At 58.3% G+C, this 22,669-nt stretch carries 26 protein-coding genes and 1 pseudogene; 18 read left to right on the forward strand and 9 right to left on the reverse strand.

Annotated elements, in window-relative coordinates; genetic code table 11:
• Window positions 1–62: 62 nt before the first annotated feature.
• The gene (locus ACD578_RS28250; protein WP_404295440.1) at window positions 63–416 is read right to left on the reverse strand and encodes a hypothetical protein; all 354 of its coding nucleotides are present in this window, start codon (window positions 414–416) and stop codon (window positions 63–65) included.
• On the opposite strand from ACD578_RS28250, the gene ACD578_RS28255 reads away from it, so the two are divergent.
• The 10 genes and pseudogenes from ACD578_RS28255 (at window position 400) to ACD578_RS28300 (ending at window position 10,727) form a co-directional block, all read left to right on the forward strand.
• Complete coding sequence (locus ACD578_RS28255) at window positions 400–738, forward strand: hypothetical protein (RefSeq protein ID WP_404295443.1); 339 nt, start codon at window positions 400–402, stop codon at window positions 736–738. The two genes, ACD578_RS28250 and ACD578_RS28255, sit on opposite strands and share 17 nt — an antisense overlap.
• Window positions 739–753: 15 nt before the next feature.
• Window positions 754–1,224: pseudogene (locus ACD578_RS28260) on the forward strand (autotransporter domain-containing protein); the annotation flags it as partial.
• 964 nt (window positions 1,225–2,188) lie between these two features.
• A complete protein-coding gene (locus ACD578_RS28265) occupies window positions 2,189–3,088 on the forward strand; it encodes a DNA/RNA non-specific endonuclease (RefSeq protein WP_404295446.1) in 900 nt (299 codons plus the stop codon).
• Window positions 3,085–3,342, forward strand: a complete 258-nt coding sequence (locus ACD578_RS28270; protein WP_404295448.1) for a hypothetical protein — start codon at window positions 3,085–3,087, stop codon at window positions 3,340–3,342. Before ACD578_RS28265 ends, ACD578_RS28270 begins: the two co-directional genes overlap by 4 nt.
• Before the next feature lie 24 nt (window positions 3,343–3,366).
• Window positions 3,367–3,666, forward strand: a complete 300-nt coding sequence (locus tag ACD578_RS28275) for an excalibur calcium-binding domain-containing protein (RefSeq protein WP_404295451.1) — start codon at window positions 3,367–3,369, stop codon at window positions 3,664–3,666.
• A gap of 625 nt (window positions 3,667–4,291) precedes the next feature.
• The gene (hxsB, locus tag ACD578_RS28280) at window positions 4,292–5,770 is read left to right on the forward strand and encodes a His-Xaa-Ser system radical SAM maturase HxsB (RefSeq protein ID WP_404294096.1); all 1,479 of its coding nucleotides are present in this window, start codon (window positions 4,292–4,294) and stop codon (window positions 5,768–5,770) included.
• 241 nt (window positions 5,771–6,011) lie between these two features.
• The gene (gene hxsC / locus ACD578_RS28285; RefSeq protein WP_404295505.1) at window positions 6,012–6,950 is read left to right on the forward strand and encodes a His-Xaa-Ser system radical SAM maturase HxsC; all 939 of its coding nucleotides are present in this window, start codon (window positions 6,012–6,014) and stop codon (window positions 6,948–6,950) included.
• A gap of 620 nt (window positions 6,951–7,570) precedes the next feature.
• A complete protein-coding gene (locus tag ACD578_RS28290) occupies window positions 7,571–7,741 on the forward strand; it encodes a peptidoglycan-binding protein (protein WP_404294098.1) in 171 nt (56 codons plus the stop codon).
• A gap of 939 nt (window positions 7,742–8,680) precedes the next feature.
• Window positions 8,681–9,277, forward strand: coding sequence for a peptidoglycan-binding protein (locus ACD578_RS28295; RefSeq protein ID WP_404295508.1), 597 nt, complete (start codon window positions 8,681–8,683; stop codon window positions 9,275–9,277).
• 265 nt (window positions 9,278–9,542) lie between these two features.
• Window positions 9,543–10,727 (forward strand): hypothetical protein, encoded by a 1,185-nt coding sequence (locus ACD578_RS28300; RefSeq protein WP_404294101.1) that lies wholly within the window; start codon window positions 9,543–9,545, stop codon window positions 10,725–10,727.
• Window positions 10,728–11,660: 933 nt separating this feature from the next.
• Here ACD578_RS28300 and ACD578_RS28305 read toward each other — a convergent pair.
• Window positions 11,661–11,993 carry a single-stranded DNA-binding protein gene (locus ACD578_RS28305; protein ID WP_404294103.1) on the reverse strand — a complete coding sequence of 111 codons (333 nt, stop codon included), beginning with the start codon at window positions 11,991–11,993 and terminating at the stop codon, window positions 11,661–11,663.
• Window positions 11,994–12,854: 861 nt separating this feature from the next.
• Window positions 12,855–13,367 carry a hypothetical protein gene (locus tag ACD578_RS28310; RefSeq protein ID WP_404294106.1) on the reverse strand — a complete coding sequence of 171 codons (513 nt, stop codon included), beginning with the start codon at window positions 13,365–13,367 and terminating at the stop codon, window positions 12,855–12,857.
• A 193-nt stretch (window positions 13,368–13,560) separates the two neighbouring features.
• Between ACD578_RS28310 and ACD578_RS28315 the strand changes: the two genes are divergently transcribed.
• The 4 genes from ACD578_RS28315 to ACD578_RS28330 all read left to right on the forward strand — a co-directional run bounded on the left by ACD578_RS28315 (window position 13,561) and on the right by ACD578_RS28330 (window position 18,119).
• Window positions 13,561–13,890, forward strand: coding sequence for a hypothetical protein (locus tag ACD578_RS28315; RefSeq protein ID WP_404294109.1), 330 nt, complete (start codon window positions 13,561–13,563; stop codon window positions 13,888–13,890).
• Between the two features lie 285 nt (window positions 13,891–14,175).
• Window positions 14,176–15,870, forward strand: a complete 1,695-nt coding sequence (locus ACD578_RS28320) for a YadA-like family protein (RefSeq protein WP_404294110.1) — start codon at window positions 14,176–14,178, stop codon at window positions 15,868–15,870.
• Window positions 15,871–16,081: 211 nt separating this feature from the next.
• Complete coding sequence (locus ACD578_RS28325; RefSeq protein ID WP_404294111.1) at window positions 16,082–16,717, forward strand: invasion associated locus B family protein; 636 nt, start codon at window positions 16,082–16,084, stop codon at window positions 16,715–16,717.
• A 61-nt stretch (window positions 16,718–16,778) separates the two neighbouring features.
• The gene (locus ACD578_RS28330; protein WP_404294113.1) at window positions 16,779–18,119 is read left to right on the forward strand and encodes a M10 family metallopeptidase; all 1,341 of its coding nucleotides are present in this window, start codon (window positions 16,779–16,781) and stop codon (window positions 18,117–18,119) included.
• Window positions 18,120–18,202: 83 nt separating this feature from the next.
• Here the strand turns inward: ACD578_RS28330 and ACD578_RS28335 are convergent, their stop codons facing one another.
• The 6 genes from ACD578_RS28335 to ACD578_RS28360 form a co-directional block, all read right to left on the reverse strand.
• Window positions 18,203–18,679, reverse strand: coding sequence for a hypothetical protein (locus ACD578_RS28335; RefSeq protein WP_404294116.1), 477 nt, complete (start codon window positions 18,677–18,679; stop codon window positions 18,203–18,205).
• 146 nt (window positions 18,680–18,825) lie between these two features.
• On the reverse strand, window positions 18,826–19,407 hold the full coding sequence (locus ACD578_RS28340; RefSeq protein WP_404294118.1) for a thermonuclease family protein: 582 nt from the start codon (window positions 19,405–19,407) through the stop codon (window positions 18,826–18,828).
• A 31-nt stretch (window positions 19,408–19,438) separates the two neighbouring features.
• Window positions 19,439–20,047 carry an acyltransferase gene (locus tag ACD578_RS28345; RefSeq protein WP_404294121.1) on the reverse strand — a complete coding sequence of 203 codons (609 nt, stop codon included), beginning with the start codon at window positions 20,045–20,047 and terminating at the stop codon, window positions 19,439–19,441.
• Window positions 20,047–20,490 carry a hypothetical protein gene (locus ACD578_RS28350; RefSeq protein ID WP_404294124.1) on the reverse strand — a complete coding sequence of 148 codons (444 nt, stop codon included), beginning with the start codon at window positions 20,488–20,490 and terminating at the stop codon, window positions 20,047–20,049. Before ACD578_RS28350 ends, ACD578_RS28345 begins: the two co-directional genes overlap by 1 nt.
• A gap of 3 nt (window positions 20,491–20,493) precedes the next feature.
• Complete coding sequence (locus ACD578_RS28355; protein ID WP_404294126.1) at window positions 20,494–20,820, reverse strand: hypothetical protein; 327 nt, start codon at window positions 20,818–20,820, stop codon at window positions 20,494–20,496.
• 11 nt (window positions 20,821–20,831) lie between these two features.
• The gene (locus ACD578_RS28360) at window positions 20,832–21,182 is read right to left on the reverse strand and encodes a hypothetical protein (RefSeq protein WP_404294129.1); all 351 of its coding nucleotides are present in this window, start codon (window positions 21,180–21,182) and stop codon (window positions 20,832–20,834) included.
• Between ACD578_RS28360 and ACD578_RS28365 the strand changes: the two genes are divergently transcribed.
• The 4 genes from ACD578_RS28365 (at window position 21,181) to ACD578_RS28380 (ending at window position 22,662) form a co-directional block, all read left to right on the forward strand.
• Window positions 21,181–21,366, forward strand: coding sequence for a hypothetical protein (locus ACD578_RS28365; protein WP_404294133.1), 186 nt, complete (start codon window positions 21,181–21,183; stop codon window positions 21,364–21,366). The genes ACD578_RS28360 and ACD578_RS28365 overlap by 2 nt on opposite strands.
• Window positions 21,367–21,401: 35 nt before the next feature.
• Window positions 21,402–21,968 (forward strand): lytic transglycosylase domain-containing protein, encoded by a 567-nt coding sequence (locus ACD578_RS28370; RefSeq protein WP_404294136.1) that lies wholly within the window; start codon window positions 21,402–21,404, stop codon window positions 21,966–21,968.
• 62 nt (window positions 21,969–22,030) lie between these two features.
• Window positions 22,031–22,372 (forward strand): TrbC/VirB2 family protein, encoded by a 342-nt coding sequence (locus ACD578_RS28375; RefSeq protein WP_404294139.1) that lies wholly within the window; start codon window positions 22,031–22,033, stop codon window positions 22,370–22,372.
• Window positions 22,372–22,662 carry a type IV secretion system protein VirB3 gene (locus ACD578_RS28380; RefSeq protein ID WP_404294142.1) on the forward strand — a complete coding sequence of 97 codons (291 nt, stop codon included), beginning with the start codon at window positions 22,372–22,374 and terminating at the stop codon, window positions 22,660–22,662. Before ACD578_RS28375 ends, ACD578_RS28380 begins: the two co-directional genes overlap by 1 nt.
• Window positions 22,663–22,669: the final 7 nt, after the last annotated feature.

A 22,669-nucleotide genomic window follows, 5' to 3' on the forward strand; every position in this document is an offset into this window, starting at 1 on the left:
GAACCGCTAACTTCTGAATTCGGCGTGCTCTGCTCCCAGAGGCTACTCGGGCACGACAACGGTCACGTAAGGGGCTGTGGGCTTCTCGTTGGCCCCGAGACCGGACCAGGCACCTGGTTCCTGACCGACTTCAGGCTCTTCAGGTCGCTAGCAAGGGCCCCTGCATCACCATCGGTGGGCTTGCCGTAGGAGTGATACGGCATGATCGGCACAAGCTGACGCTCGTCCGGCCCGACGACGGTTTGCACCGCCTGGACGATGTCGGCCTCGCTCCACTTGCCCAGCCCTGACTCAGGATCAGGGGTCAGGTTGGGCGGGTAGAAGATGCCGAGGCCCGGGATCTGGAAGCCGACTTCTGATCCAGCCAGAGGACGGGACGCGGGCCAGGGCTTTGCGGTTGTGGCAAGTGAGGTCAAGAACCTGGCCACGCAAACCGCCCGGGCGACGGAGCAGATCACCACCGAGATCGATGCGATTCAAAGTGAGCCTAACGGTGTGGTTGAGGCGCTCTCACGTATCAAGGATGCCGTTGCGACCATGCGCGATCATGTCGTCAGCGCGGCCACAGCCGTGGAGGAGCAGAGCGTGGTCACCCGGGAGATGTCGTCGAACATGCAGGATGCCGCGCAGGCCGTGAGCTGCATCTCGAACAACATTGGCGCCATCTCCAGTGCTGTCGACCGGGTGTCACACGCGGTACAAACGACCAAAGAGGCCGCCACCGTTCTCGCGCGATAGTACGGCTGGACCGCGCAGGCTTTTGCCGAGGTGGGCTATCGGGTCGGACTGGGCCATGTGCAGTTGGAGCCATTCGCTGGGGCGTCGGTGCTGCGGCTGCACACGGACGGCTTTGCAGAGGAGGGTGGAGCGGCAGCTCTGTCCGGTTCTACCCAGGATCAGGATCTGGCCACTACGACGCTCGGGCTCAGAGCTGAGGCGCAGATCGGCCAGGATCTGCCCCTGACATTGCGGGGTCTGTTGGGCTGGCAGCATGCGTTCGGGGATGGGGAGCCAGAGATGCTGCTGGCCTTTGCCGGCGGGGCGAGTGCCTTCACAGTGGCCGGAGCCCCGATCGACCGCGATGCTCTCGTGGCAGAGGCAGGTCTCGACTGGCAGGCCTCGGGCGCGCTCAGCCTCGGGGGGTCGTACTCAGGTCAAATTAGTGAACGGACCCAGGATCATGCCCTTAAGGGCAATCTCGTCTGGCGCTTCGGCTCATACTAGGAATGAGACGTTGCAGCGAGGAAAGGACCCGCACCAGACCATCGCGGACAGATGTTGAGTTGGTCTGCGATGCGCGACGCTCGCTGGAAGATGTTTGGTTTTGCAGGATCTTTCCTGCTTTGTCTTAGAAATTCAGATTCATTAAGAGATGTTATCTCAGGTCACATCCAGGACCGGGGCACCTGCCTTTGAGCTCGCAATGCAACGCCGTATGGTCCCTCCGGATTCCAAAGTCTCACCGCGACCGGCGAATTGTGGCTTGAATGTGGCAATCCGTTATGGGATCTTACGCTCGCGGCATGTCCTCGTGGCGTACCGTTGTTGATCTTTTCAATTCCAATTGGGCCCGTTTCTCATGAAGCTCCTGATCGCCTTTGCTTTTGGCGCTGCTGTTGTTCTCTCACCGCTCGCGTCCATCTCTTCAGCAAAAGCATGCACTAACTCCTATGACACGGCCAAGGATGGTTCCAATTGCGGTGGCCGTGCGGCTGGCTGCAAGCAGGGCGGTCGCAGCGGCTCTTGCTAGTCGCCTGCAGGACTATGTCCTACAGCTACACCGCAGCAGATATGATGCGGTAAGGCATTTTGGGTGCTTCGCTCCGTCAAATCGTTCGCCCGCAGGTTTATCTTGCGGGCTTTCCATCGGTGGCTCCGGATCAGATCGTCAGCAAGGCATGCACTGGAGGACAGCTTGCGGCGGTAGTTCAACGGCCTTAGAACAACATCGAACACTAGGGGTTTGCTGATTGCTGCAGGACAACCCTCTTAGGCCGCGCTCACGGCAACGGCCTTATCGGCTCCTGAGTGATGCCGAATTACGAAAGTATGGTCTTCGTCGCCTCCCGCGTTCCAGAGGCATCTTCGCGAGCCAGACCGAGGCGCAGCCCCTTAGGACGCTTACTTTGCTCGTGTGGAACGGACCTGCGATCCTCCTTTCTAGACTCGTTCGACTTAAGAGCCTGCTGTGAGATTGCCAACCCACTTCGTCGCTTTCCTCCTTGGGGCATTCCTACTCGGCCCTGATGCCGTAGCAGCAGCTTGTCCTCAGCACTTCCTCGGCGCCACCGAGCCGACACTCACCAATCCGAAACTCGCTCCCAAAACTCGGCAGATCTGTTACACAGAATTTGCTGTTCTGCATTCTGGGCTGACCCGTACTCCGCTCTGGGCGGCTGAGCATCTGACCCCCAGGCGAGCAAAAGGAGCTCGGGCCCTCAACCGATTGAATAACTTCCACGCAGATCCCAATCTCCCAGCAAACGAGCGGGCGGAACTCTCTGACTACTTTCGCAGCGGCTTTGACCGTGGGCATATGGCTCCAGCGGGAGACATGACGACGCCCCAAGGAATGGATGAGTCCTTTTCCTTGGCCAACATGATCCCGCAGAATTCTGAGAACAACCGGAACCTGTGGGAGAGCATCGAGCGTGCCGTGCGGGACTACTCAGAGCGCCACGAAATCTATGTGGTCACTGGTCCTATCTTCCAAGGAGAGAACCTCCAGGCTCTGAAAGGGCGCGTTCTGGTGCCCACTCACATTGCAAAGGCTATCTATGATCCTCAGAGCAACATCGTGGGCGCCTATCTTGCCCCGAACCAACCTGGTAACGACTACAGGGTCATTTCGCTGACTGAGTTGCAGCAACTCTCGGGCATGGACGCCTTCCCTCAGTTGCCAGCCTCGGTGAAGCAAACCGCGACCAGCCTGCCTGTTCCACAACTGAGGCGATCGCGAGGGGGTGGAAGAAGCGTTTCGAGGCCCCCTGCTGAAGAGAGAGCGCCGCTGCCCTCTCCTCGCCCTTCAACCGGTGGCTTTGTTGGAGACATTCTTGATGCCATCGATCAATTTGGACGCCGCCCATGACCAAGAAGTTTCAACCCTTTTCAGACGATAGTGCTTCATTGAGCATCGGCGAGTTCACCATTGAGAACGGGACTGACAAGGTCGCTGTCTACGGCTCCTTGGACGTGACCCGCGACAAGTCTGGGCTCAAGAAAGCCAAGGCACTGAAATCGGCCGTCGACGCTATTGTGAAAGCACTGGAGCAAGATAAGGAGCTGCCTGATGAGAGCAGCCCGGCAGAAGCGCCGCAGCAGGTCAAGAACCCGTTTGCATAGATCGAACTAAAGTGGGGGGCACAGATGACACGAAAACTTACGACGCTCGCTCTAGCGAGTTTAATGGCTCTTGGCTCCTTCGGTGCAGCGGGAGCTGTTGGTAGCCTTGATCAAGGCACACCCTCCATGAGCGCTAAGCGCGTCAAAGAGATTCTGATGGCTCAGCGCAGAAGCTGCAAGGCGGTCAGCACCTGCGAGGAAGCTGTTGAGATGTGGTGCGGAGGCTATAGCCGTGCTGATGGCGACGATGACGGTATCCCCTGTGAGAATGTGTGCCGTTCGCTTTCTCAGGTTGAGGCGATCAAGAAGAAGGTCGGCTGCTGACCGGTACGATATCGGTGACAGAAACTTAAAGGCCATTCAGGTTGGAGAGCATAATGTCAAGAAACGATGTTGCATACAGCTCTGCAAAGATCACATTTACAGACTTGGTGATGTGAAAACTGCTAGAATAGAGAATCCAGACCAAATGATCTCGTAACTGCCTCCGAAAGATTATCCTAAAGACGAATATAAATGGCAGTTCTCATTCTCGTGTCAGAACTCCAATACTTTACCAGTTATGCATCTCCGTACTATATCAGCTTTCCTCCCACCCAGCGTCGGCTGACGCAGTAGTTTCCGTTCCCATGCCCCTACCCATCTCTGAGCCCATTATCGAGACACACCTCATCGAGGTTGACCCAAACGTTCATCCACGAGAGGCGGTTCTCAGAGCCTGCTATTGGCTCTCCCACGAAGCCGAGATTGATATTGTCACGACCGACGAGGGTCGCATTCGGCTAACCCTGAAGGCTCGCGGTGGTCAATCTGGATCACGCCTCGCTTGGAGGCTGCGATCGGCGCTTATTGATTTCAGCATTCGCGTGGATATCGAGAGACAGACCTCCGATCTACAGCGCCGCATCTGGCAAACAGCGTTTAGCGAGACCACGGGGACTAAGCCCCAATGAACGAGCAGCGCCCCATTCAAGCGGCCCCCTCAACTGGAAATTACGGCCATCTCCCCTTCAGGTTCATACGTCTCGATACCGGACAGGTCTTAGTGACCTCGGAGGCTGGAGATTTCCACGTCCTCGATCCAAGTTCCTTTGCGAGGTTCGCTCGCCGCGAGCCACTCGTCGATGAGAACACTCTGAGAAGTCTTGAGGCAAAGCACCTTCTATACAAGGCATCTCCAGAAACGGCGGTTCGCCTCTTGGCAACCAAACTGCGCACAAGGAAGTCCTTTCTTCGTGGCGGACCGTCTCTGCACATCTTCGTCGTGACCCTTGGTTGCGATCATGGCTGCCATTACTGCCAAGTTTCACGTCGATTGCACACGAGCGGACGCTATGACATGTCTTTAGAGACTGCCACAGCGGCCGTGGATCGCCTTTTTGATAGTCCTTCTCAACATCTTACCGTCGAATTCCAAGGCGGTGAGCCGCTTCTTGCCTTCCCAGTCATTCGCCACATCGTCGAACTCATCCAAGCCCGAAATATCCAGGAGCGCCGCCGGATCGTTTTCTCAATCACGTCCACACTGCATCACCTGACGGATGAGGTTCTGGAGTTCATGCGCATCCATGACTTCCAAGTTTCGACCTCTTTGGACGGCCCAGCAGACCTTCATAACGCCAACAGACCGCTTCCGAGCGGAGACGCCCATGCGCTGACAGTCCAGGGTCTTCAACGCGCACGCCAGGCTCTTGGGGACGAGAGTATATCCGCACTCACCACCCTCACCCGACGCAGCCTTGAGCGACCAAGGGAGATTGTCGACGAGTATGTGCGGCTCGGCTTCCGATCGATCTTCCTGCGGCCCCTCAGCCCCTTTGGATTCGCAAAGAAGTCAGAGCGACGGCTTGGCTATGCGGTCGAGGACTACCTGCGATTTTACAGGACCGCGCTGAGCCACATCCTTGAGATAAACAGGAACGGCTACCTCATCGAAGAGGCTTACGCCAAGATTCTACTCTCGAGTATCATGACGCCGTTCCCAACAACCTATGTGGATCTGCGCTCTCCAGTCGGCAGTGGCTTCGGAACACTCGTCTATAACTATGATGGCGGCGTGTACGCCTCCGACGAGGGGCGCATGCTCAAAGAGGTTGGCAACGATACCCTGCGCCTGGGATCAGTGACCGATAGCTATCAGATGCTCATGCGGTCTCCCGCGATGGAGCTCCTTGCAGCGTCCGGTCTGGCCGAGACGTTACCTGGCTGTTCCGATTGTGCCTTCGTACCTTACTGTGGGCCCGATCCGGCAGGTTCGCTTTCCCGCCACGGGGATCCTGTCGGGCATCGAGCCGAGAGTGAGCACTGCCAGCGGCACATGGGGCTCTTTGGAATCCTCTTCAACCATCTTGCCGAAGGTGATCCCGGCAAGCTCGGGATTTTTGAAGATTGGGTCCATGGCGCTCTCTCCGCAGCCAAGGCAGCATAGTGTTATGGCCCTTCCGCTTCACACAAGAGGCACAGTCTCCGGCCAAGGAGCTCTGACTCTCTACAAGGTTCTCTCCTTAGCCGAGGCGCTTCGCCAGGATTTCCCACTCCCGCGGGTGATGATCGATCTGCGTGACCTTAACGGGGTCGATCTCAATTCGCTGGTGGCGATTGGAGCCGGTGCCGTTCTTGGCGCAGACGACAGTCTTGCATCACCGCTTCCAACGCTACACTCGCTCACGATGCCTGCAGTTGTCGCTCCGGGGGACGTGATCCGGGTCCACCCGTCTGGACAAGTGAACGTTCTCTACCGACGTAATGCGAACGCCAACACACTGTTCGCAACCGAACGGTGCAACAGCCGATGCCTTATGTGCAGCCAGCCTCCTCGGGAGGAGGATGACAGCTGGCGGATTGGCGAGATGATCGACCTGCTTCAGCTGATCGATCGTGACCTGCCTGTTCTCGGGATTACGGGCGGGGAGCCATGCCTCCTTGGTGAAGGCCTGGTCGAAGTCATAAGAGCGGCAAACCAGTATCTGCCAAACACAGTTCTGCACGTACTCACCAACGGGCGGCTCTTTGCGGATCGTGCCTTTGTCCGCTCGTTTGATCGATCAGCTGGTCAGGTCGTATGGGCGGTCCCAGTGTATGCCGACAATGCAACAGATCACGATTATGTCGTACAGGCCGACGGTGCCTTCGACGAAACGGTGAACGGCCTTCATAACCTCGCTGAGCGCGGCCATCGGATTGAGATCCGCTGTGTTCTGCATCGTCAGACGGTCCACCGCCTTCAAGAACTAGCCGAGTACTTGTACTGGAACCTACCTTTTGCTGAACACGTGGCTTTCATGGGCCTTGAACCTATGGGATATGCTCGCTCTAATCGCGAGACACTCTGGATCGACCCACTTGAGTATGCCGACGCATTAAGCCAGGTCTCAGGATACCTATGGCGCCGGGGTATGGCCGTGTCGATCTACAATGTCCCCCTCTGCCTGCTCCCGGATCAGGCACGGCCCTTTGCCCGTCAGAGCATCTCCGATTGGAAGAATGTTTTCGTCCCAGAGTGTCAAAGTTGCACGATGCGGGGGTCCTGCTGCGGGTTCTTCCGTTCTGCCGGCGACGGCTGGCGCAGCAAGGGCATCCAGGCAATCGAACCTAAGGCAATCGCATGAAGCGCAACTGGACAGCATTCATCAAGAACGTTCTTGCCTGGGCAATGCCAGCGACAGCAGTCGCAACGGTCTGGTCACCAGCGGACGCTGCATTGACGGCCTTACCTGAGGGTGTCGCGGGGTCGGACCCTGGTTCTCAAGGTCGTCCACTTACATTCGAGCGCCCAAACTATATCGACGGTCGGCAGCTCTACGCCGGCCACCGCAGCCATTCGAGCCATCGCAGTCACTCAAGTCACAGTAGCCATAGCAGCCACTATTCGGGCTCCGGAGGAGGCTACAGCTACTCACCTCCGCCCACCTACAGTCCGCCGTCCGCGCCAACCTACAGTCCACCGCCGGTCTACTCCCCTCCGGCTTCAAACTCGTATATTGCGCCTCCCACGAGCGGAGGGGCTGCACCTTCGGTCGGGTCGCCCGGAGCGAGCCAGACGACTACAGTGCCCGGGCTTTACATTCCCAAGCCGCCGCCGAGCCCACAGAGTGGAGCTGGGTCCGCGATCCGTCCACTGACACCGCCTGTCAGCAGTACGGCTCCGTTGCAGCCTGCTCCCGGCAACAGCAATGCTAACACTCCCGGAACGGTTGCATCGCGACCTGTGGCGGCAGAGGTGATGGTGATGCGTGTCCAAGTCGAGTTGCGAGCGCGTGGCTATTACTATGGCCCGATCGACGGCCGGCTATCTGCGGACACTCAGTCAGCCATACGAGCTTTTCAAATTGCGCAGCGGCTTCGGGGGACCGGGTACATGGACAACGAGACGCTGGCGCGGCTCGGAATCGCTTACTGAACCTGGTGAAGTCCGTATTATTCACTCGGGCGCGCATATCAAGCACGCTTCTCAAAGTCGCTCAGAGACGCTGATCTCATGAAATCCGTTCGTCTGCTTTTAGTCTTCATCCTTGCTGCGCTCGGTTGGCAGGCCAGAGCACAAACCACGTCAGATGACTTGTCGGCGCTGGATCCCGACAATCGCCGCTGGGTCGAGCAAACGTGTCCTCGCTCCTACGGGCCGTCACTATGGACATCCTGTGTTACCCGAGAAATCGCGGCGCTCCGTTCGCCTGGATGGCCTGCGGTAAGTGCATTGGCACCCGAAATGCAGAAATGGGTTATGGAATCGTGCCCGACTACCTATGGACCTCAGCTCTGGAGAAGTTGTGCCGAACGAGAAGTGGCCGTACTCTCATCCTCTCTGCCGAACGTATCCGATCTGTCCGCTGAAGCCCGCCAATGGATCGATCAGACTTGCCCTAGAAATTATGGGCCCCAGCTTTGGAAGTCCTGCGTCCAGCGTGAGACAGTTGCTCTTGGGCGCGCCATTGGACAGCCCAGCGTTCAACCGAATCGAGAGCCGCTACCTTCCCAAGCATCTTCGCCAGGGAGCACCACCACAGCTCCTTCCCGCTCGTCGACTCCCGCAGAAGGATCTCCGTCGACGGCAGATGGAGCCAAATCTCAGTCATCATCGTCCCTCTCCTCTAGCTCTCCATTGATGCTCACAGTCCGGCCAGGAGGTTCTGTAGAGTCTCTGCGAGATCTGACGCGTCTCGAACTTGCGGTGGAAGTTCAGCTTCGACTAGAGGAGCGCGGGTTCCTGAAAACGTCGGTAATTGACGGGGTGTGGGGCCCACGATCACGTATCGCACTGCGTGATTTCAAAGCAGCCAACGGTCTCCCCCGCACTGACGAATGGGATCTTCCGAGCCAAACGGCGCTCTTCGATAGTATGTCCGCGACAGCAGCACAATGGTACGTCCCACCAGATCCAGCAACCGAGACCGAAGGGTTGTACCGACCTTTCGCACCTGTCGTGGGAACAACGCTGCACCCTCTAAATCCATCGGATGCGAGCCTGATTCAGGCAAGACTAACCGAGTTGGGATACTATCGTTATCAGCCAGAGGGGATCTGGGGGCTCATTTCCCGCTCGGCTCTACAGGACTATAAAGCTGCTAATGGTCTTTCGCCGGATGATGTCTGGGATGGAAGGGTCGAGGCATCTCTACGTCAAACACGCCCAACACCAGCAAGTGATACACCATTTGGTGAATGGTCAGTTGTGGGCTTCCCCTGCTCTGCCGAAATGAATCCGAGAAAGATGGTCGTTTCAGCGAAAGGTGTGGTAGTGGGATTGATGATATGCAACATGCAGGAGCCGCTAGTTCGCTCCAATGCAGATTGGTCTGGACGTGCCCTGTGCCATATAGATGAACGTGATCTCGCGTCGAGAATCTCGCTTCGAGTTGCTGGTCAGAGACTCATCGATCGATCTATCGTAGGCACTGCAATCATTGTCCCCACCTCATTTGATCGATGCTCGTGATAGTCGGTTCAGGTAATTTGCAGTTATGTTGCTAGAGGCATCGCTGCGGGTAGTATCCCCTCCGCCCGTCCAGCATTTGCCACTGACGGTGTGCTTGTCTTAGTGAGCCCAAGTGCCGCAGAAGCAGCCGAAGCTTGGAATTGTCCAACTAAGGCGTTACATGCTCCTCAATCTACTCTCGTCATTGTCCTGACGTACCCGAGGTCAAGGCCGCTTGAGGTCTGTCCTACGGGAGAACCACGCAACCATTCATAGGAACAACTGGATGCCCGGCATCGCACGTCAGTTCGAGCCACAGATCACCCGTAGCGGCGGAACACCCTCGAAGTACCGGTTCTCGGTTCGGTGCTCCCAGTGCCACAAGACAGACGCCTACGAGGCCAGCAAGCCCACTAACGACGATATCGTCAAAGGCTACTTTAAGGAACGCGGTTGGCTGCTGGGACGCGACCGCTCCTACGACCTGTGTTCAACCTGCCTGGCCAAACCACGGAACGCCGAGCAATCGCGCCGCGGGGCTTCTGACATCACGGGACGGCTGTCGGATCGTCCAGTGGCACCGGACAAGCGCTACCGGGATACAGCCGATATCCTGGCTCGGCACTTGGGCAAGCCGGAAGCTCTGGCCGCGGAGGTCTTCCGCCCGAAAGAGGTGCAGCCCGCTCGCCCATCTGCAATCGACACCTCGCGACAGCCCCTACAAGCCTCCGCACTCCCTCCAGAGATGGAGCAGGCTCTCATCGGAATGGCGGCAGATCTGAAGGGTCTCCGATCGGCTATGGAGCTCATGGCCGAGGAAGTAGGCAAACTGGTCGCACTCGGCGGTCAGCACATCGACGCCATCGCATGCTTGGCACCTCTGATGGTCCAATCGGCCGAGGGTATCAGCAGTAGCGTGCGAGACGTTGTCAGCGCGGTTCGATCCATTCCGATTTCACCACTGCTGCCAGCGGAATCTCTCGATGACAAAGAGCAGCCGACGTCACAGCCTGTCCAGGCTCACGATCAGACACTCAGCGCGGAAGCAGAGCCTGACGTCGAAGGAGGCGCAGAAGAGCCAGTGAGGCAGGGCCCGCGCTCCAAGAGAAGCGGAGAGAAGGCCCGCAGGACGGTAGCCGCGCCCGTCGTAGTGAAGTCCATCCCAGACGCCAAGCGCTCGGACCGGTACTACACCTCTATCCGCCTGCCACGCGAGTTGTGGGACAGCACTGGCTTTGGACCGGAAGACCGCCTGCTGCTCGACTGGAGCGGGAAAGCTCTGACCATTGAGCGTGCGGCTGAGGGAGGTGTGAAGCCTAAATCGATTGGAGAAGCCGCTGTCGTGCTGCAATCGTGGAAGCTGGGCAACCTGAACTTCGATAAGCCGAAAGTCACAGGAGCCGACGCCTCCCTGCGCCTGACGGCGAGGCCATTGAGGTCCTGGGGGCCTGGTGATCGGGCGGTTCTATAGGTCCCGCCCGATCAGAGCCTCGATTGATCACGCCGGTTGGGTTTGACGTCCGGAGTGTCTAGCCACGCACAGAGCTCGCTGAAGCTTGCGAGGTCATGCTCAGCTTTCGTAAATGGGGCCGGGGGTGTGACGATGGCGTATCCTTCAGGAGTTCGGCAGTCCATACAACGGGCTTGCGAGAGGAGCTCCGCACCACACTGGCAACAATCACGTCACTCGACAACAGATCACAGCTTTCAGGAGTCAATTGGATCAGGCGGTAAGTCATGGGGGCTCCTGACGAGCATGGGAGTGAGCTGCGATCCACTGGTGTGCCTTAGCCAATACAGTCTCTTGATCGGCCGCAAGGACGATACCAGGGCGCTCCGCGGGCCGGGTGATCACCGCCATCCAATCAACATCGGTCTATTGCCGTAGTCTTATTACGGCAGAGCGGAGGAAACCTTAAGAGCAGTTGCGCGCATGGTTTCAGCCTGGACACCATGACCTGCCTCCACAAGCCTTTGTGCAGCATCATCTAGGATCGAGGGGAGGGCACCCAAAGCCGAGTGCCGCACAGCCACACGCCCCGGCCCCGCAGCCTTCCCACGATGGAACCGCTTTGCTGAATGGTTACGTTCGAGTGCGGTTTCAACGGCTAAGCGAAGCGAGAGGGTGGTTCGGATCGTAATCTGAAATGCCGTGAGCGTGGTCGCGACGGTGGGCAGAGCGATAGCGTCTGCTTCCTCCAGTTCGGCGGCTGCGTGTTGAAGGTCCAAGACAAAAGAGCCGAGACCGAACAGAACAGCGCGCCACTCAATGGGCAATAACCGCATTTCAATTGCGACTGTGCGGGGCGAGGAGCGTGGAATTTCAGCGGTTTGGCTCGATATTGGAGCCTCCATTCAAAGGAGGGAAGGTTAGGCGGGAGCGGTGAGCTCCCGCCTGAGGGCGTTAGCCCTCGTCACGCGTGCCGGAGGATTTGGAAAGGCGGGAGAACTCATCGCAGATCAGATCGTTCGTGTAGACCGTCTCGCCATTCTTCTCGTAGGAGCCCTGGCGCATACGGCCGCGAGCGTGGACCAGATCGCCAATTCCGATGTGATCCGTGATGTACTTCTGCGTCCGCTCATTGAAGACCGTTACGGTGTTGTAGTGAGGATCATCAACCCACTGATCGCCGTCCTTTACTTGGTAGTTGGCTGCGAGAGTGACTTTCGTAGCCTTACCGACTTGGACGCTGCGGACCACTTGGCCGAGGATCTGAAATTCAGCGATGTTTCTCATTGTCTTTCTCCTGAAGATGGGGCTGAAACCCTGTTGCGATGAAACCCGGCCATGACGGCGCGGGCGGGCCTGAACCCCTTCCAAGGGGGCGGAGCGAAGCGGCGCACCTGAGCAAAAGGAAAATTTGCAAGGCAAAGCCTGATCGCGAGGAATGCCGAAGGGCAGGGGAAATTTCCCGGCTGCGATGGTTTCGGGACCAAAGGTGCCGGCATAGGGATTCACAAAAGCAAAAGGAGTTAGCCGCCACTCTGGTGAAAGGCTGGAACTCGCTTCCTGGGTTAGTCCGTGGTGTCCGCTCTGCCTCGTCCATCGGCTTTGTGAAAGTCGCTCCTGCAACTTGCCGGGTGCGCTGGCGCCTCCGAGTGGATGATCCGTTTCAACCCCGCTCTCAATCTGTGCGGCCGCCGTTCGCGTGGATCTCGACAGAAGGGGCGATGCCGGCTGTTGCCGGCGCAACATCCACCAGAACCGGGAGGAGAGGAGAGGCCAAGGCATGTTAGTGCGCCCTCGCCGCTGCGTTTCCTACCGCGAGGCCGAACGGAGACGAGATCATCCTTGCGTGCGCGGCTCGCCATTGCTCTGAGACAGCCCTCCGGGCTTCCGCATCCCTGCGCCGTGCGCTTTTCGAGAATGAGCGCAACTGCAGTTGCGGCTGCAATCTCACCCATGACTTCGTTTCTCCCTCGTTCGAACCCAAATCACCAACAGCATCACGACCAGGGATGCTCGGTTGCAGCGCTTAACTACGATATATTTTGGTTTTAAGAAAGATTGGGCTGTGCACAACCCAACTGGTTGCAGCCCGCCACGTTCAGGTGAGGCTTACCAAGCTGGGACGCGGAGGGGCGCTTGATAATTTACTTATTCAGCATTTGGGGAGCGGAGCTTGCGAATGCGCTTTGGCGCCGACACTTTGGTCGACTCTGACGGCGGCGCGAGCTGGCTCTTCGCGGCTGCTTTCTGGCTCACCGCAAGAGAAACCGCTTCCATGTTTGCGAATGGGAAAGCACGCTCAACGATCTTTTTCACTGCTTCCGAGAGCAGCTCTTCCGGCAACCCGGGAGTATAGGCGTAGGCTCGGCCCTTTCCATGGCTTGCCTTAATCCGGGTTTTCTTCACGAGACCCAAACTCTCTAGGCGCGTGCAGTATTTGATGATCGTAGTCCCATGCACGTTCGTGAGATCCTGCAACTTAGCTGTCGTGATGGGCTCGTCGCTGTCGGAATACTCGTAAATAATCCACAGGATTCCGAGATGCTGCAGAGCCATATTCCCGGACTCTGTCCGCAGGAGATCGGCCAGCACGATGCGAATAATGGCCCGTCGTACGAATGCGAGGGACTCCCCACGAAATTCAGAAATGGCCGCTTGCATGACTTATAAAACGCACATATATGGCTTTTACGGTTTGTTTACGGTTTCTAGGCGACACTATTCCATAGAGCGTCCTCTCGCGTGGATGCGGAAGTAGTAGCGCATTGATTTCCCCCTGTCTTCAGGGGCGAATGCCTATCGTCCTGAAAACGCAAGCCTTTCACAAATAAAAAGTTTTCAGCGACGTAAGACAATGAACATCAAGGCACAGCGCCTCTCGGTGGCGCATAAGGATTCTACCCTTATCTCCGAGGCCACGTTTGTTCGAGCCGCCATCACTGCAACGGCTCTTTCCTCCAAAAATCCCGAAGCGTCCGCCGCCTTTAGCAAGCTGCTATGGGCGCTCGGTAGCTCTCCCTCTCTCGATGACGTGGGCGAGATTGCCGACCGCTGGATCGAAACGGTCGAGGAAGCGAGTCCAGCCGGTGAAGCGGTCGACCCGAAGCAACTGCTCCAAACCCTCATGATCGGTGCGGAAGCCTGCATGTGCCCGACCGCTCGGCAACCCGTTCGCCGGCACTAAGGGCTCCAAGTCCATGACTACCAGTTGCGTAAAGCTGTCTCGCGATAGCTCCCCCTTCCAAAGTGATCCCTCTCTGATGGCGGTATAGCCCCTATGTCTCTCCACTCTCCTCCTCGTATCATCGCGGCCCTCGTTGCGGCCGCGATTGCCGTTTCTGGCTTCGGTCCTGCCGCTCACGCGCAATCGGCTCCCAAAGTGACGGGCACCAGTGGCTGTATCTTCCGAAACGGGGGCACCGCGTCCGCCGGGGAGCCAGCGCAGTGCGGCACCAACGGCACAGACAATTTGACCCAAGGCAATTGGACGACTGCAACTGAGGTCAACAACGCGCTGTCCAACCTGCAGAACCAGATTAACAACCTCAATAGCCAAATGGGCGAGGACACGCCCATTGTATCGGATGGCTCTTCGATCCTCGGCAATGGAACGGCGGGAAGTCCAATCCGCCTCAACCCGGCGATCACTAACCAGATCAACAATCATGAGGTTCGTCTTGGCAGCGCCGAGACGCGGCTAGGCAACATCGAGGCGGTTAACGGCCAGCAGAACACTCGGCTGGATAGCGTGGAGGCGGTCAACAACGCTCAAAACACGCGTCTTACAAACGCTGAGTCTGTGAATACGGCTCAAGACACTCGTCTAACCAATGTCGAGAACAAGAATGCCGCTCAAGATGGCCGTCTTGATGCGGTCGAGCAGAAGAACGTCCAGCAAGACAATCGCCTGGATGGCGTGGAACAGAAGAACGCCGAACAGGACATCAGGCTCGGTGCTGTTGAGCAGAAGAACGTTGAGCAGGACAACCGCCTTGATGGTGTCGAGGCTGTCAACAATGCCCAAAATCAGACCCTAGCTAACCACGAGACTAGGATCGGTGGCTTAGAGACAACCGTTGCGTCTCATGGCGTCCGACTTGATGCGGCCGAGAACGTTCTAGCAAGCCATACCTCGCAACTGGCGGATCATTCTACCCGGATCGGCACAGTCGAGACGAAGGTTGCCGGTCTGACTGTAACCGTCGATGACCATTCGACTTGGATCAACAATGTGAATGCCGGCAAGGGCATCACGAATTTCCGTACCAACAGCAACGGCCCGGACGCGGAAGCGACCGGAGCCAAGACTGTTTCGGTCGGCACTGGATCGGTGGCCGCACATGACAACTCGGTGGCTCTCGGTGATGGCTCCAAGACGGATCGGGCTAACTCTGTTTCGGTTGGGACGGCTGGCGCTGAGCGTCAGATTACCAATGTGGCGGCTGGCACGGAAAACACGGATGCGGCGAACGTCGAGCAACTGCGCGCCCTGGCCGCCGCTCTCGGCGGTGGGGCTGCGGTTGGTCCTGGAAATGGTCAGACCATCAACGGTCGATCTTCTGGTGCGGCTGCGGCTGGCTCAGGGATGGATGGCGGCGCTGTCTTGATGCCTACCTATCAGGTTCAAGATCGCGAGTACCGGAACGTAGGCGGTGCGATTGCTGCCCTCGATGACAGCACCGTCAAATATGACCGCAATGCGGACGGCTCGAAGGGCAATCGGATCTCTCTAAGCGGGGGCGACAAGAGCAAGCCGGTCCAGATCAGCAATGTGGCGGACGGCAAGCTGGATCTTGACGCGGTGAACGTGCGCCAACTCAAGGCCGCTGCCGGGGGAGGGAAGACCTATACCGACACCCGCATTGACATCATGAAAGAGTATGTCGATCGCCGCTTTAGCGCGCTCTCTGGTGAAATCGGGGAGGTCCGTAAAGAGGCGAGGGCGGCGGCGGCTGTCGGTCTCGCAACGGCGTCTCTCCGGTACGATCCGAGACCCGGCAAGGTGAGTTTTGCCGGTGGAGCTGGCAACTGGCGCGGTTCAACCGGAATGGCGATGGGTATTGGCTGGAACAGCGAGGACGGCGTTGCTCGCTACAACATCTCTGCAAGCACGGCTGACGGCGAATGGGGCGTGGCAGGCGGAATGTCCTTCACGCTGAACTAAGGGGCGGACCATGAAAGACTACTCAAAAATCCAGTTTGGCGGGTTCCTGGCGGTCGCTGCGGTTAGCTCCCTGACCCTGCTCGGATCGGCCGCGTTGGCACAACAGCCGCTCGTTCCCTCGGCTGCGCCGAAGGCGGAAGCGCCTGCGCCGGTCCAGCCTGCTGCAGCCTCACAAGCGGCGGCTCCCGCTCCTCAAGCCGCCGCGCCTGCAATGGCGCGGCTCGCCCTGGCGAGCGCCATTGTTCCCGGTGAGCCAGTGAGCGATGGCGATTATGTCTCCTCGTCCCGTTTCTATGGTGATTGGCGGCTGGCCTGCGACGAAATCGAGTCCCGCAACCGCCGCGTCTGCCGACTGGAACAGGAACTTGGGATTGCGGGCCGGTGGGCTCTGACTTGGAAGCTGGTCGAGTCCTCTCAGAAGAAGCCGTTCTTCCTCGTCTCGTTCCCGGCTGCCGCTAACCCTGCGAACAAGGTCCAACTGGTGATCGGCGGCTTCATCCGTGAATTTGGTAAGGATGAATGGGCCTGCTCTAGCTCGACTTGTGAACTTTACATCCCGGCCGACACGACGGCTCAACAGTTGATCCTGGGTGCCAATAACATCCGCTTCCGCTATAGCCTCGGCACTGAGACGATCGAGCTTGCCGCGTCCATGAAGGGGTTCATGACGGCGCTCGATACTCTGGTTGATGAGCCTTCCGCCGCTCAAACCGCTTCAACACCTGTGCCGGCTGCAAAGCCGGTGAAGCAGGAGCGGAAAAAGGTGGCAAGCCGTCAATTTGAGACCATCCGGCGCACCAACGATCCCATGCCGGACGCTCTGAAAAAGATTTATGGGGTCAACTGATCGGCAAGCGTTCTAGCAATAGAACGCTGCTATCCTCGGCTGAATGATTAGGGGCAAGACCGTGGCAACTCCGAGCAACAACACCGTTCCGATCACCTATTTTTATGATGATTACCCGTCGATTGGGGCCGCTAAGGCATCGCTGAATGGAACCAAGTGGGGCGGGGACGTTGGGAAGGGCGTTACGCTCACATGGAGCTTGGCGCGGCCCGGCATCTCGAAATACACCTACGCCAAGCGCGATGTTCAAGCCTTCGATCAGGCCGAGGTTGCCGCGATTAATGCGGCTCTCAAGAAGTGGTCGGACGTTGCCGCCATCAAGTTTTCGCAGGTGACGGAAACGAGGAGCAAGGTGGGAGAGCTCCGGTTTGTGGAAAGCACAAGTGTTGCAAGTGCCGCAGCCTTTGTGCCCTCTGAGGCTCCGAGCGCTGGCGACGTTTGGGTTAATCCGAGCACGAGCATTGCTGGCGATCCAATCAATTTCGGTCCCAAGGCAATCATGCATGAAATCGGTCATGCGCTTGGGCTGAAGCACCCGTTCGGCTCTGGTGGCGCCGGCAAGAGCGCCTTGAAGTACGATAGCCTGCTCTACTCTGCCATGGCCTATAACGCTGTGGGGGCAAACTACAAGAACATCCCTGACTTCTATCCTGAAACCCCGATGTATAACGACTTGGTGGCGATCCAGGCCCTCTACGGTCGCAACAAGAAGCACAATGCCGGCAACAACACTTACATTTTCGAAGAAGGCAAGAAGTATTGGCAGGCGATTGATGACGCTGGCGGCACCGATACGATCAGGTACGTTGGAACGGCGGGCGGCACCGTTGACCTGCGGGAAGGCAAGTTCAGCTCTTTGAGTGCTCCGATTTCATGGGCCATGGACAAGTATCTCACTGGCACGGTCACAATCGGCCCGAAGAGCGTGATCGAGAAAGCGATTGGCGGTGAGGGCAACGATAGGCTGATCGGCAACGATGCTAAGAACACGCTGCAAGGTGGGCTCGGCAATGACAACCTGAACGGCGGCAAGGGCGATGATCGGCTTTATGGCGGTTGGGGCTCGGACGTTCTGACGGGCGGCACTGGCAAGGATGCCTTTGTGTTCGCCACGGATTCCTCGAACGGCGATATCGACCGGATTACGGATTTCAACGTCAAGGACGACACAATCTGGCTGAGCCAAGGCGTCTTTACGGCCCTGCCGAAAAAGGGCGCTCTCGCTTCGAGCTTCTTCAAGATCGGATCGGCGGCCGCGGACGGCAACGATTTCATCATCTACGATAAGGCGGCCGGTCTGCTGTCGTATGATGCTGACGGCGCCGGGGCAGGGGCCGCGGTGGCGTTCGCTCAACTCAAGTCGGGCCTGGCGCTCACCTACAAGGATTTCCTTGTGATCTGATACGAAAGAGGCCGGTCTGTGAAAACGGACCGGGTTTCTCTCTTTTCGGACTATGTGCGGCTGCGGGGCCGGTAGGGGAAACCTTACCGGCCCAACTTTCTTAGGGCGTCGATCCCCTCAATCGGTTCGCCGGTCTCGGCAATGTGCGCCTGATTAAATTGCTCGAGAGCATTTTCCGCGATCATGAGCAATTTGGCCGATTTCGCCCCCTTGTGGTTTGAGGCGTGCTTGCGCTGAATCAGGCCACGTTCCACGAGCTGCTTTGACAGAAGATCCATCTGAGCCCGGAACGCGCCGGTCAATCCGGCCATTTCAGTAGAGGTCGGGGCTTGGCCCTTCGCGTTCTGCTCGGCAACGATCTGCACGAAAGCGAACTGGCGGAGTCGGGCCGCCCCGGTATCGCTCGGGAACCGGCTTGCGAGAATGGCTTGCAACAGGGCCTCGGCGGGAACCTCAAGGCTGGCGGCCGCCTGGGGGGCGGCAACCTCCTGCTTGGCCTCGTCGGGATCTGCACCGTCGAGAACGTCAATCGCAAAGTCGAGTAGCCGCCCGATCGTCACCGGAAGCCGCTCCGTCCGGCTCTCTGCAAGAGCGACTACGCGCTCGTAAGTCTCTGCGCTCACGAATGCCTTGGTCTCTCTCATATCGGCCAGGAGCGCCTTCTGAGCCTTGCGCCAACTGGCATGATATTTGGTACGCGGGTTCATTACTTCTTAGCCACCGACTGAAAGAGCAGGGTGTTCGGGTGAGGCAGGTCGGACGCAGCCCATAGTCCGCGCTTCGCCTGCTTGGCCGTCAACTCTGCCACGAGATAAGGCATATAAACAGGCTTTGCGTCGTTTGAGAATGACGCGAACGCAAAGCCTTGTGAAACAAGAATAGTTCCAAGGTCTAGGGTCTGTCCTCCAACCTGGGCCGTGCAAACGACGATAATGGTCGCTGGCGCCCCGGCGATCTGCGCGACCGGAACACAAGAGGGAGAGGTGTCACGGATCACGGCGGCTAGGTAGCTCAAGGATGCCTCGCCGCAATCGACGGTTCCCCCGGCCTGATTTGTGAATGTTGTCCCTCGGATGCAGGCTTGGACCCCGTAGAGGCGCATCCTCTGGCCGTTCTGCTGCCAGGTGTCGCCGGTCTCGAAGGTCACGCCTTCTTTGGGAATGCCAAAGGCTGGCTGTGCCGGAGCCGGAGCCTGAGCGGCGGCCGGAAGAGGGGAGGCGAGGGCCAAGGCCCCTGCAATCAAGGGCGCAAGGAAATACGTTCCCCCGCGCTGGTGGGTTTTGGTCACGATCTCTCTCCGTGCCGGTGATGGGGACTGCCTAGCAGTCGTAGCCGTCGTTATTGTTGGTGATGCAGGACACGTTGTAGCCGGAGCCTGAAATCAGGTACTTGCAAACACTCGTCCCGTTGCCGTCCTTGGTTCCGGCCGCATTGCAATCGAATCCGGCCTTCACAAAGTTATCGAGCTTGCCGCCCTTGCCGCATCCGAATTGGCAGGCTTTCAGAATCGAGGATTGGGTCAGGGTGGCGCACTCGCCTTTGTAGCAAACGCGCTGCCCGATTGCCGATGTGAGGCCGCGCCTCTGCGCGAGGCTCCATTGATCGTTCTGGTACTGCATCCAGGCCGCGACCTGCGCCTTTGGGTCGTTCAAGAACTGGTCGGGCGTCCCGCTGTAGTATTGGGAGAATGTACCGCCTGTGCGGTTTCCCGGCGCTGAGCAGAACTGAAACGCGCCATAGCACGTGACCCCATTCACGACGGGGGACGTTGAGCCAAAATTGCCTTCACTGGCGCTCACGTTCGAGGCGTAGTCGGCACAGTCGGCCGACATTCCCGCGTTCATGAGAGAGACGGCATTTTCGCCGGCAAGGGCGGCGCTCGCCAAGAGGCAGAATGCGGCGGCGAGGGTAGGGCGGGACCGGCGCATTACCTGGACACCTTCACCGGGTTCGTCTCAACGCCGGAATAAGTCTGCGCGAAGATCTTGGAGTAGTCGGTTGCCAGAACAGCCGTTCCGCCCTGCAAGAGCGTTCCGTCCGCGACCGTCACTTTTGAGCCGTCGGCGCGTTTAAGAACAAGCTGGAACGGGCATTCGCTCTGCATACTGCACCCGCTCGTGACCTGCGAAAGCATCCACTCGCCTGCGGGGGTCGAGATCCGGGCCGTGTAAATATCAGGGTTACGGCGGGGATTGCCGACTGGCGCTAAGTCGGCCTGATCCCAAATGCCATCAGGATCTTGCGCGACGTTCTGGTGCGTCAATTCCGGCTTCAAGGTGTAGCCTGGGGGAAGCTTCTGTTGCTCTGCAAGGGCCAAGGAGGCACAAGCCACAGAAAGAGCTGCTATCAGGGTGAATTGTGAAAACCGCATGGTTCAGCGCTCTTTGATGAACTGCACGATCCGCCATGCGAGGCGGATAAGACGATAGGCTCCGTAGGCCAGGCCAAGCGCCGTCAGGCCGGAAACCACAATGGTGTATGTCGAGCTGTCGCCCATCCATTTGACGGGCCAGGTCGGATCGAACAGGTGAATAGCGAAGTCGATCACATAGAACACGGTATAGAAAACCGGGCCGACATAGCCCCATACCGCCGCAAGCGCGATCAAACCCAAGCCGCCAAACAGCACCGCGCTATCGAGACGGCTGCCTCGGGGCTCTGGCACTTCTTCGTATTGGATGAATGGCGGCTCGCGCGACATCGTTCCTGTCCTTATTCGGCTCCGGTCAAATTGAACCAGAACCGCTTTGTCTGCCCTCCATACGCCAGATCGACATAGTAGGGCTTTTCTTTCCTTAGCCTATTTTCCACTGCCTGCGGGTCGATGCAGGCGTGTGGGGCCTCGCAATTGAGTTCAGAAAAGCGGGGTGTGTTCTCCACAACAAGCGCCGTACATTGGCCGCCCTGTTCGTCAGTGATGTAGTGGCCCTCGTCGTTCTGCCGAGCGCTGACCTTACCTGCGGCGCAAGGCTCATAAGGCACGTGGCCCGGCGCGCTTGCGTTGCCCTCTGAGCAAACCGGCCACGGCTTTCCCATAGCGAGCTGTTTGAACAACTGCGTCATGACCGGAACGCAGTACGGGATGCCGCTCCACGAGGGCGTGGACGCCGCCGCGCAAAGCAAGACTTTGCACCCGAAAGAGGCGTCCTGGGCGACAGTGGGAGAAGCCGCAGAAGCCAACAATATCAACGCTATTTGTGCAGGGTTTCTCATAAAAACATTTACCTTGCGTTATGAGTTATGTTAATAACGCAATATTAATTGCATAGCAAGGAGGCGCAGATGCGCTCGGCTCTCGTAGCCACCCTTCTGATAGCTGCCGGACCGGCTCACGCGACCACGACGGGAACGCCTGACGCGGCTCCCCTGTGCGAGCCGGTTGAGGCTGGCCTTGTGCTCAAGCTGGTGGAGGAGGAGGCGAACAAGCAGGGCGTCGATGCGAAACTTGCGCTCGCGATTGTCGAACAGGAATCCGCCAATGGAGCGCGGGTTAATTCAGACAAGAATGCGCGTGGCCCAATGCAGCTAATCCCCGGCACGGCTGCCATGTATAAGGTCAAAGACATTTGCGACCCTGCTCAGAACATTCGCGGGGGCGTGGCCTTCCTTAAGGATCTCGCCGCTGAGTTCGGCGGCAACGTCTTCCTGATCCTCTCTGCCTACAACGCCGGTCCTGGGCGCGTGTACGACGCCAAAGGCGTTCCTCCGATTTCTGAGACTGTGCGCTACGTCGCGACGGTCGCCAACTCTTACTACGGTTTCGACAACTCCTTGAAGGGCGGTAGCCGCTCGGGAGCCAGTCGGAAAAAAAGCGACGGCTGCACAAGAGCCCGACGCATCACGCACTGACGCCTCCGGTCAAAAGTGGATCGGCGGCTCGGTTCTTTATGTTGACTGAGGACTAAGCCCCAATGAACAAGACTCATATATACGTGCCAAGCTTGACGACCCTCGGGCTCGTCGCGGCGGTCGCCCTGATCGGCACTGTCGCAAGCATTGACCCGGCCTTTGCGCAACCGGCTGCTGGCGGAGCCTTCCAGCCTATCGAGACAGCCTTTGGTCAAATCCTGTCGTTCCTGACCGGAACCTTTGCGACCACGGCTGCGACCATTGCCGTTGCGGTGGCTGGCTACCTTGCTCTGACATCCCGCATTCCCTGGATGATGTGCTTCTCGATCGTCGTCGCAATCGCCTTCATCTTCGGCTCGGCACAGATCGTCAGCACCCTTTCGGGTGGCCTCGGGGGCGGCTAATGGACGACGTAAAGCCCCATCTCGATCACCTTGTTGGCGGCCTCACGAGGCCGCCAATGATGCTTGGCATTCCATACGTTCTCTTCGTTTTGGAGTTCTGCCTTGTCGTCCTGATCTTCATCAACACCAAGAACCTTCTCATGTTCTTTCTGGTGATCCCGGTTCATGCCGTCGCCTACCTGCTGACGGTTCGGGACGCACGATTTGTTGACATCATTCTCGTTCGCTTCGGGCGCTGCCCGTTCACCCGCAACCGCTCCTTTTGGGGCGGCGACTCCTATACGCCTTAAGTGAGAC

It is taken from the genome of Microvirga sp. RSM25 (genome assembly GCF_044784385.1).
GTDB lineage: Bacteria > Pseudomonadota > Alphaproteobacteria > Rhizobiales > Beijerinckiaceae > Microvirga > Microvirga tunisiensis.

What these genes read in the sequence shown, in the direction of transcription:
- ACD578_RS28270 (WP_404295448.1), top strand. Translation starts at nt 3,085, where the DNA reads ATGACCAAGAAGTTTCAACCCTTTTCAGACGATAGTGCTTCATTGAGC.
- ACD578_RS28275 (WP_404295451.1), top strand. Translation starts at nt 3,367, where the DNA reads ATGACACGAAAACTTACGACGCTCGCTCTAGCGAGTTTAATGGCTCTT.
- hxsB (WP_404294096.1), top strand. Translation starts at nt 4,292, where the DNA reads ATGAACGAGCAGCGCCCCATTCAAGCGGCCCCCTCAACTGGAAATTAC.
- hxsC (WP_404295505.1), top strand. Translation starts at nt 6,012, where the DNA reads ATGCCTGCAGTTGTCGCTCCGGGGGACGTGATCCGGGTCCACCCGTCT.
- ACD578_RS28290 (WP_404294098.1), top strand. Translation starts at nt 7,571, where the DNA reads ATGCGTGTCCAAGTCGAGTTGCGAGCGCGTGGCTATTACTATGGCCCG.
- ACD578_RS28295 (WP_404295508.1), top strand. Translation starts at nt 8,681, where the DNA reads ATGTCCGCGACAGCAGCACAATGGTACGTCCCACCAGATCCAGCAACC.
- ACD578_RS28300 (WP_404294101.1), top strand. Translation starts at nt 9,543, where the DNA reads ATGCCCGGCATCGCACGTCAGTTCGAGCCACAGATCACCCGTAGCGGC.
- ACD578_RS28305 (WP_404294103.1), bottom strand. Translation starts at nt 11,993, where the DNA reads ATGAGAAACATCGCTGAATTTCAGATCCTCGGCCAAGTGGTCCGCAGC.
- ACD578_RS28310 (WP_404294106.1), bottom strand. Translation starts at nt 13,367, where the DNA reads ATGCAAGCGGCCATTTCTGAATTTCGTGGGGAGTCCCTCGCATTCGTA.
- ACD578_RS28315 (WP_404294109.1), top strand. Translation starts at nt 13,561, where the DNA reads ATGAACATCAAGGCACAGCGCCTCTCGGTGGCGCATAAGGATTCTACC.
- ACD578_RS28325 (WP_404294111.1), top strand. Translation starts at nt 16,082, where the DNA reads ATGGCGCGGCTCGCCCTGGCGAGCGCCATTGTTCCCGGTGAGCCAGTG.
- ACD578_RS28345 (WP_404294121.1), bottom strand. Translation starts at nt 20,047, where the DNA reads ATGCGCCGGTCCCGCCCTACCCTCGCCGCCGCATTCTGCCTCTTGGCG.
- ACD578_RS28350 (WP_404294124.1), bottom strand. Translation starts at nt 20,490, where the DNA reads ATGCGGTTTTCACAATTCACCCTGATAGCAGCTCTTTCTGTGGCTTGT.
- ACD578_RS28355 (WP_404294126.1), bottom strand. Translation starts at nt 20,820, where the DNA reads ATGTCGCGCGAGCCGCCATTCATCCAATACGAAGAAGTGCCAGAGCCC.
- ACD578_RS28365 (WP_404294133.1), top strand. Translation starts at nt 21,181, where the DNA reads ATGACCGGAACGCAGTACGGGATGCCGCTCCACGAGGGCGTGGACGCC.
- ACD578_RS28360 (WP_404294129.1), bottom strand. Translation starts at nt 21,182, where the DNA reads ATGACGCAGTTGTTCAAACAGCTCGCTATGGGAAAGCCGTGGCCGGTT.
- ACD578_RS28370 (WP_404294136.1), top strand. Translation starts at nt 21,402, where the DNA reads ATGCGCTCGGCTCTCGTAGCCACCCTTCTGATAGCTGCCGGACCGGCT.
- ACD578_RS28375 (WP_404294139.1), top strand. Translation starts at nt 22,031, where the DNA reads ATGAACAAGACTCATATATACGTGCCAAGCTTGACGACCCTCGGGCTC.
- ACD578_RS28380 (WP_404294142.1), top strand. Translation starts at nt 22,372, where the DNA reads ATGGACGACGTAAAGCCCCATCTCGATCACCTTGTTGGCGGCCTCACG.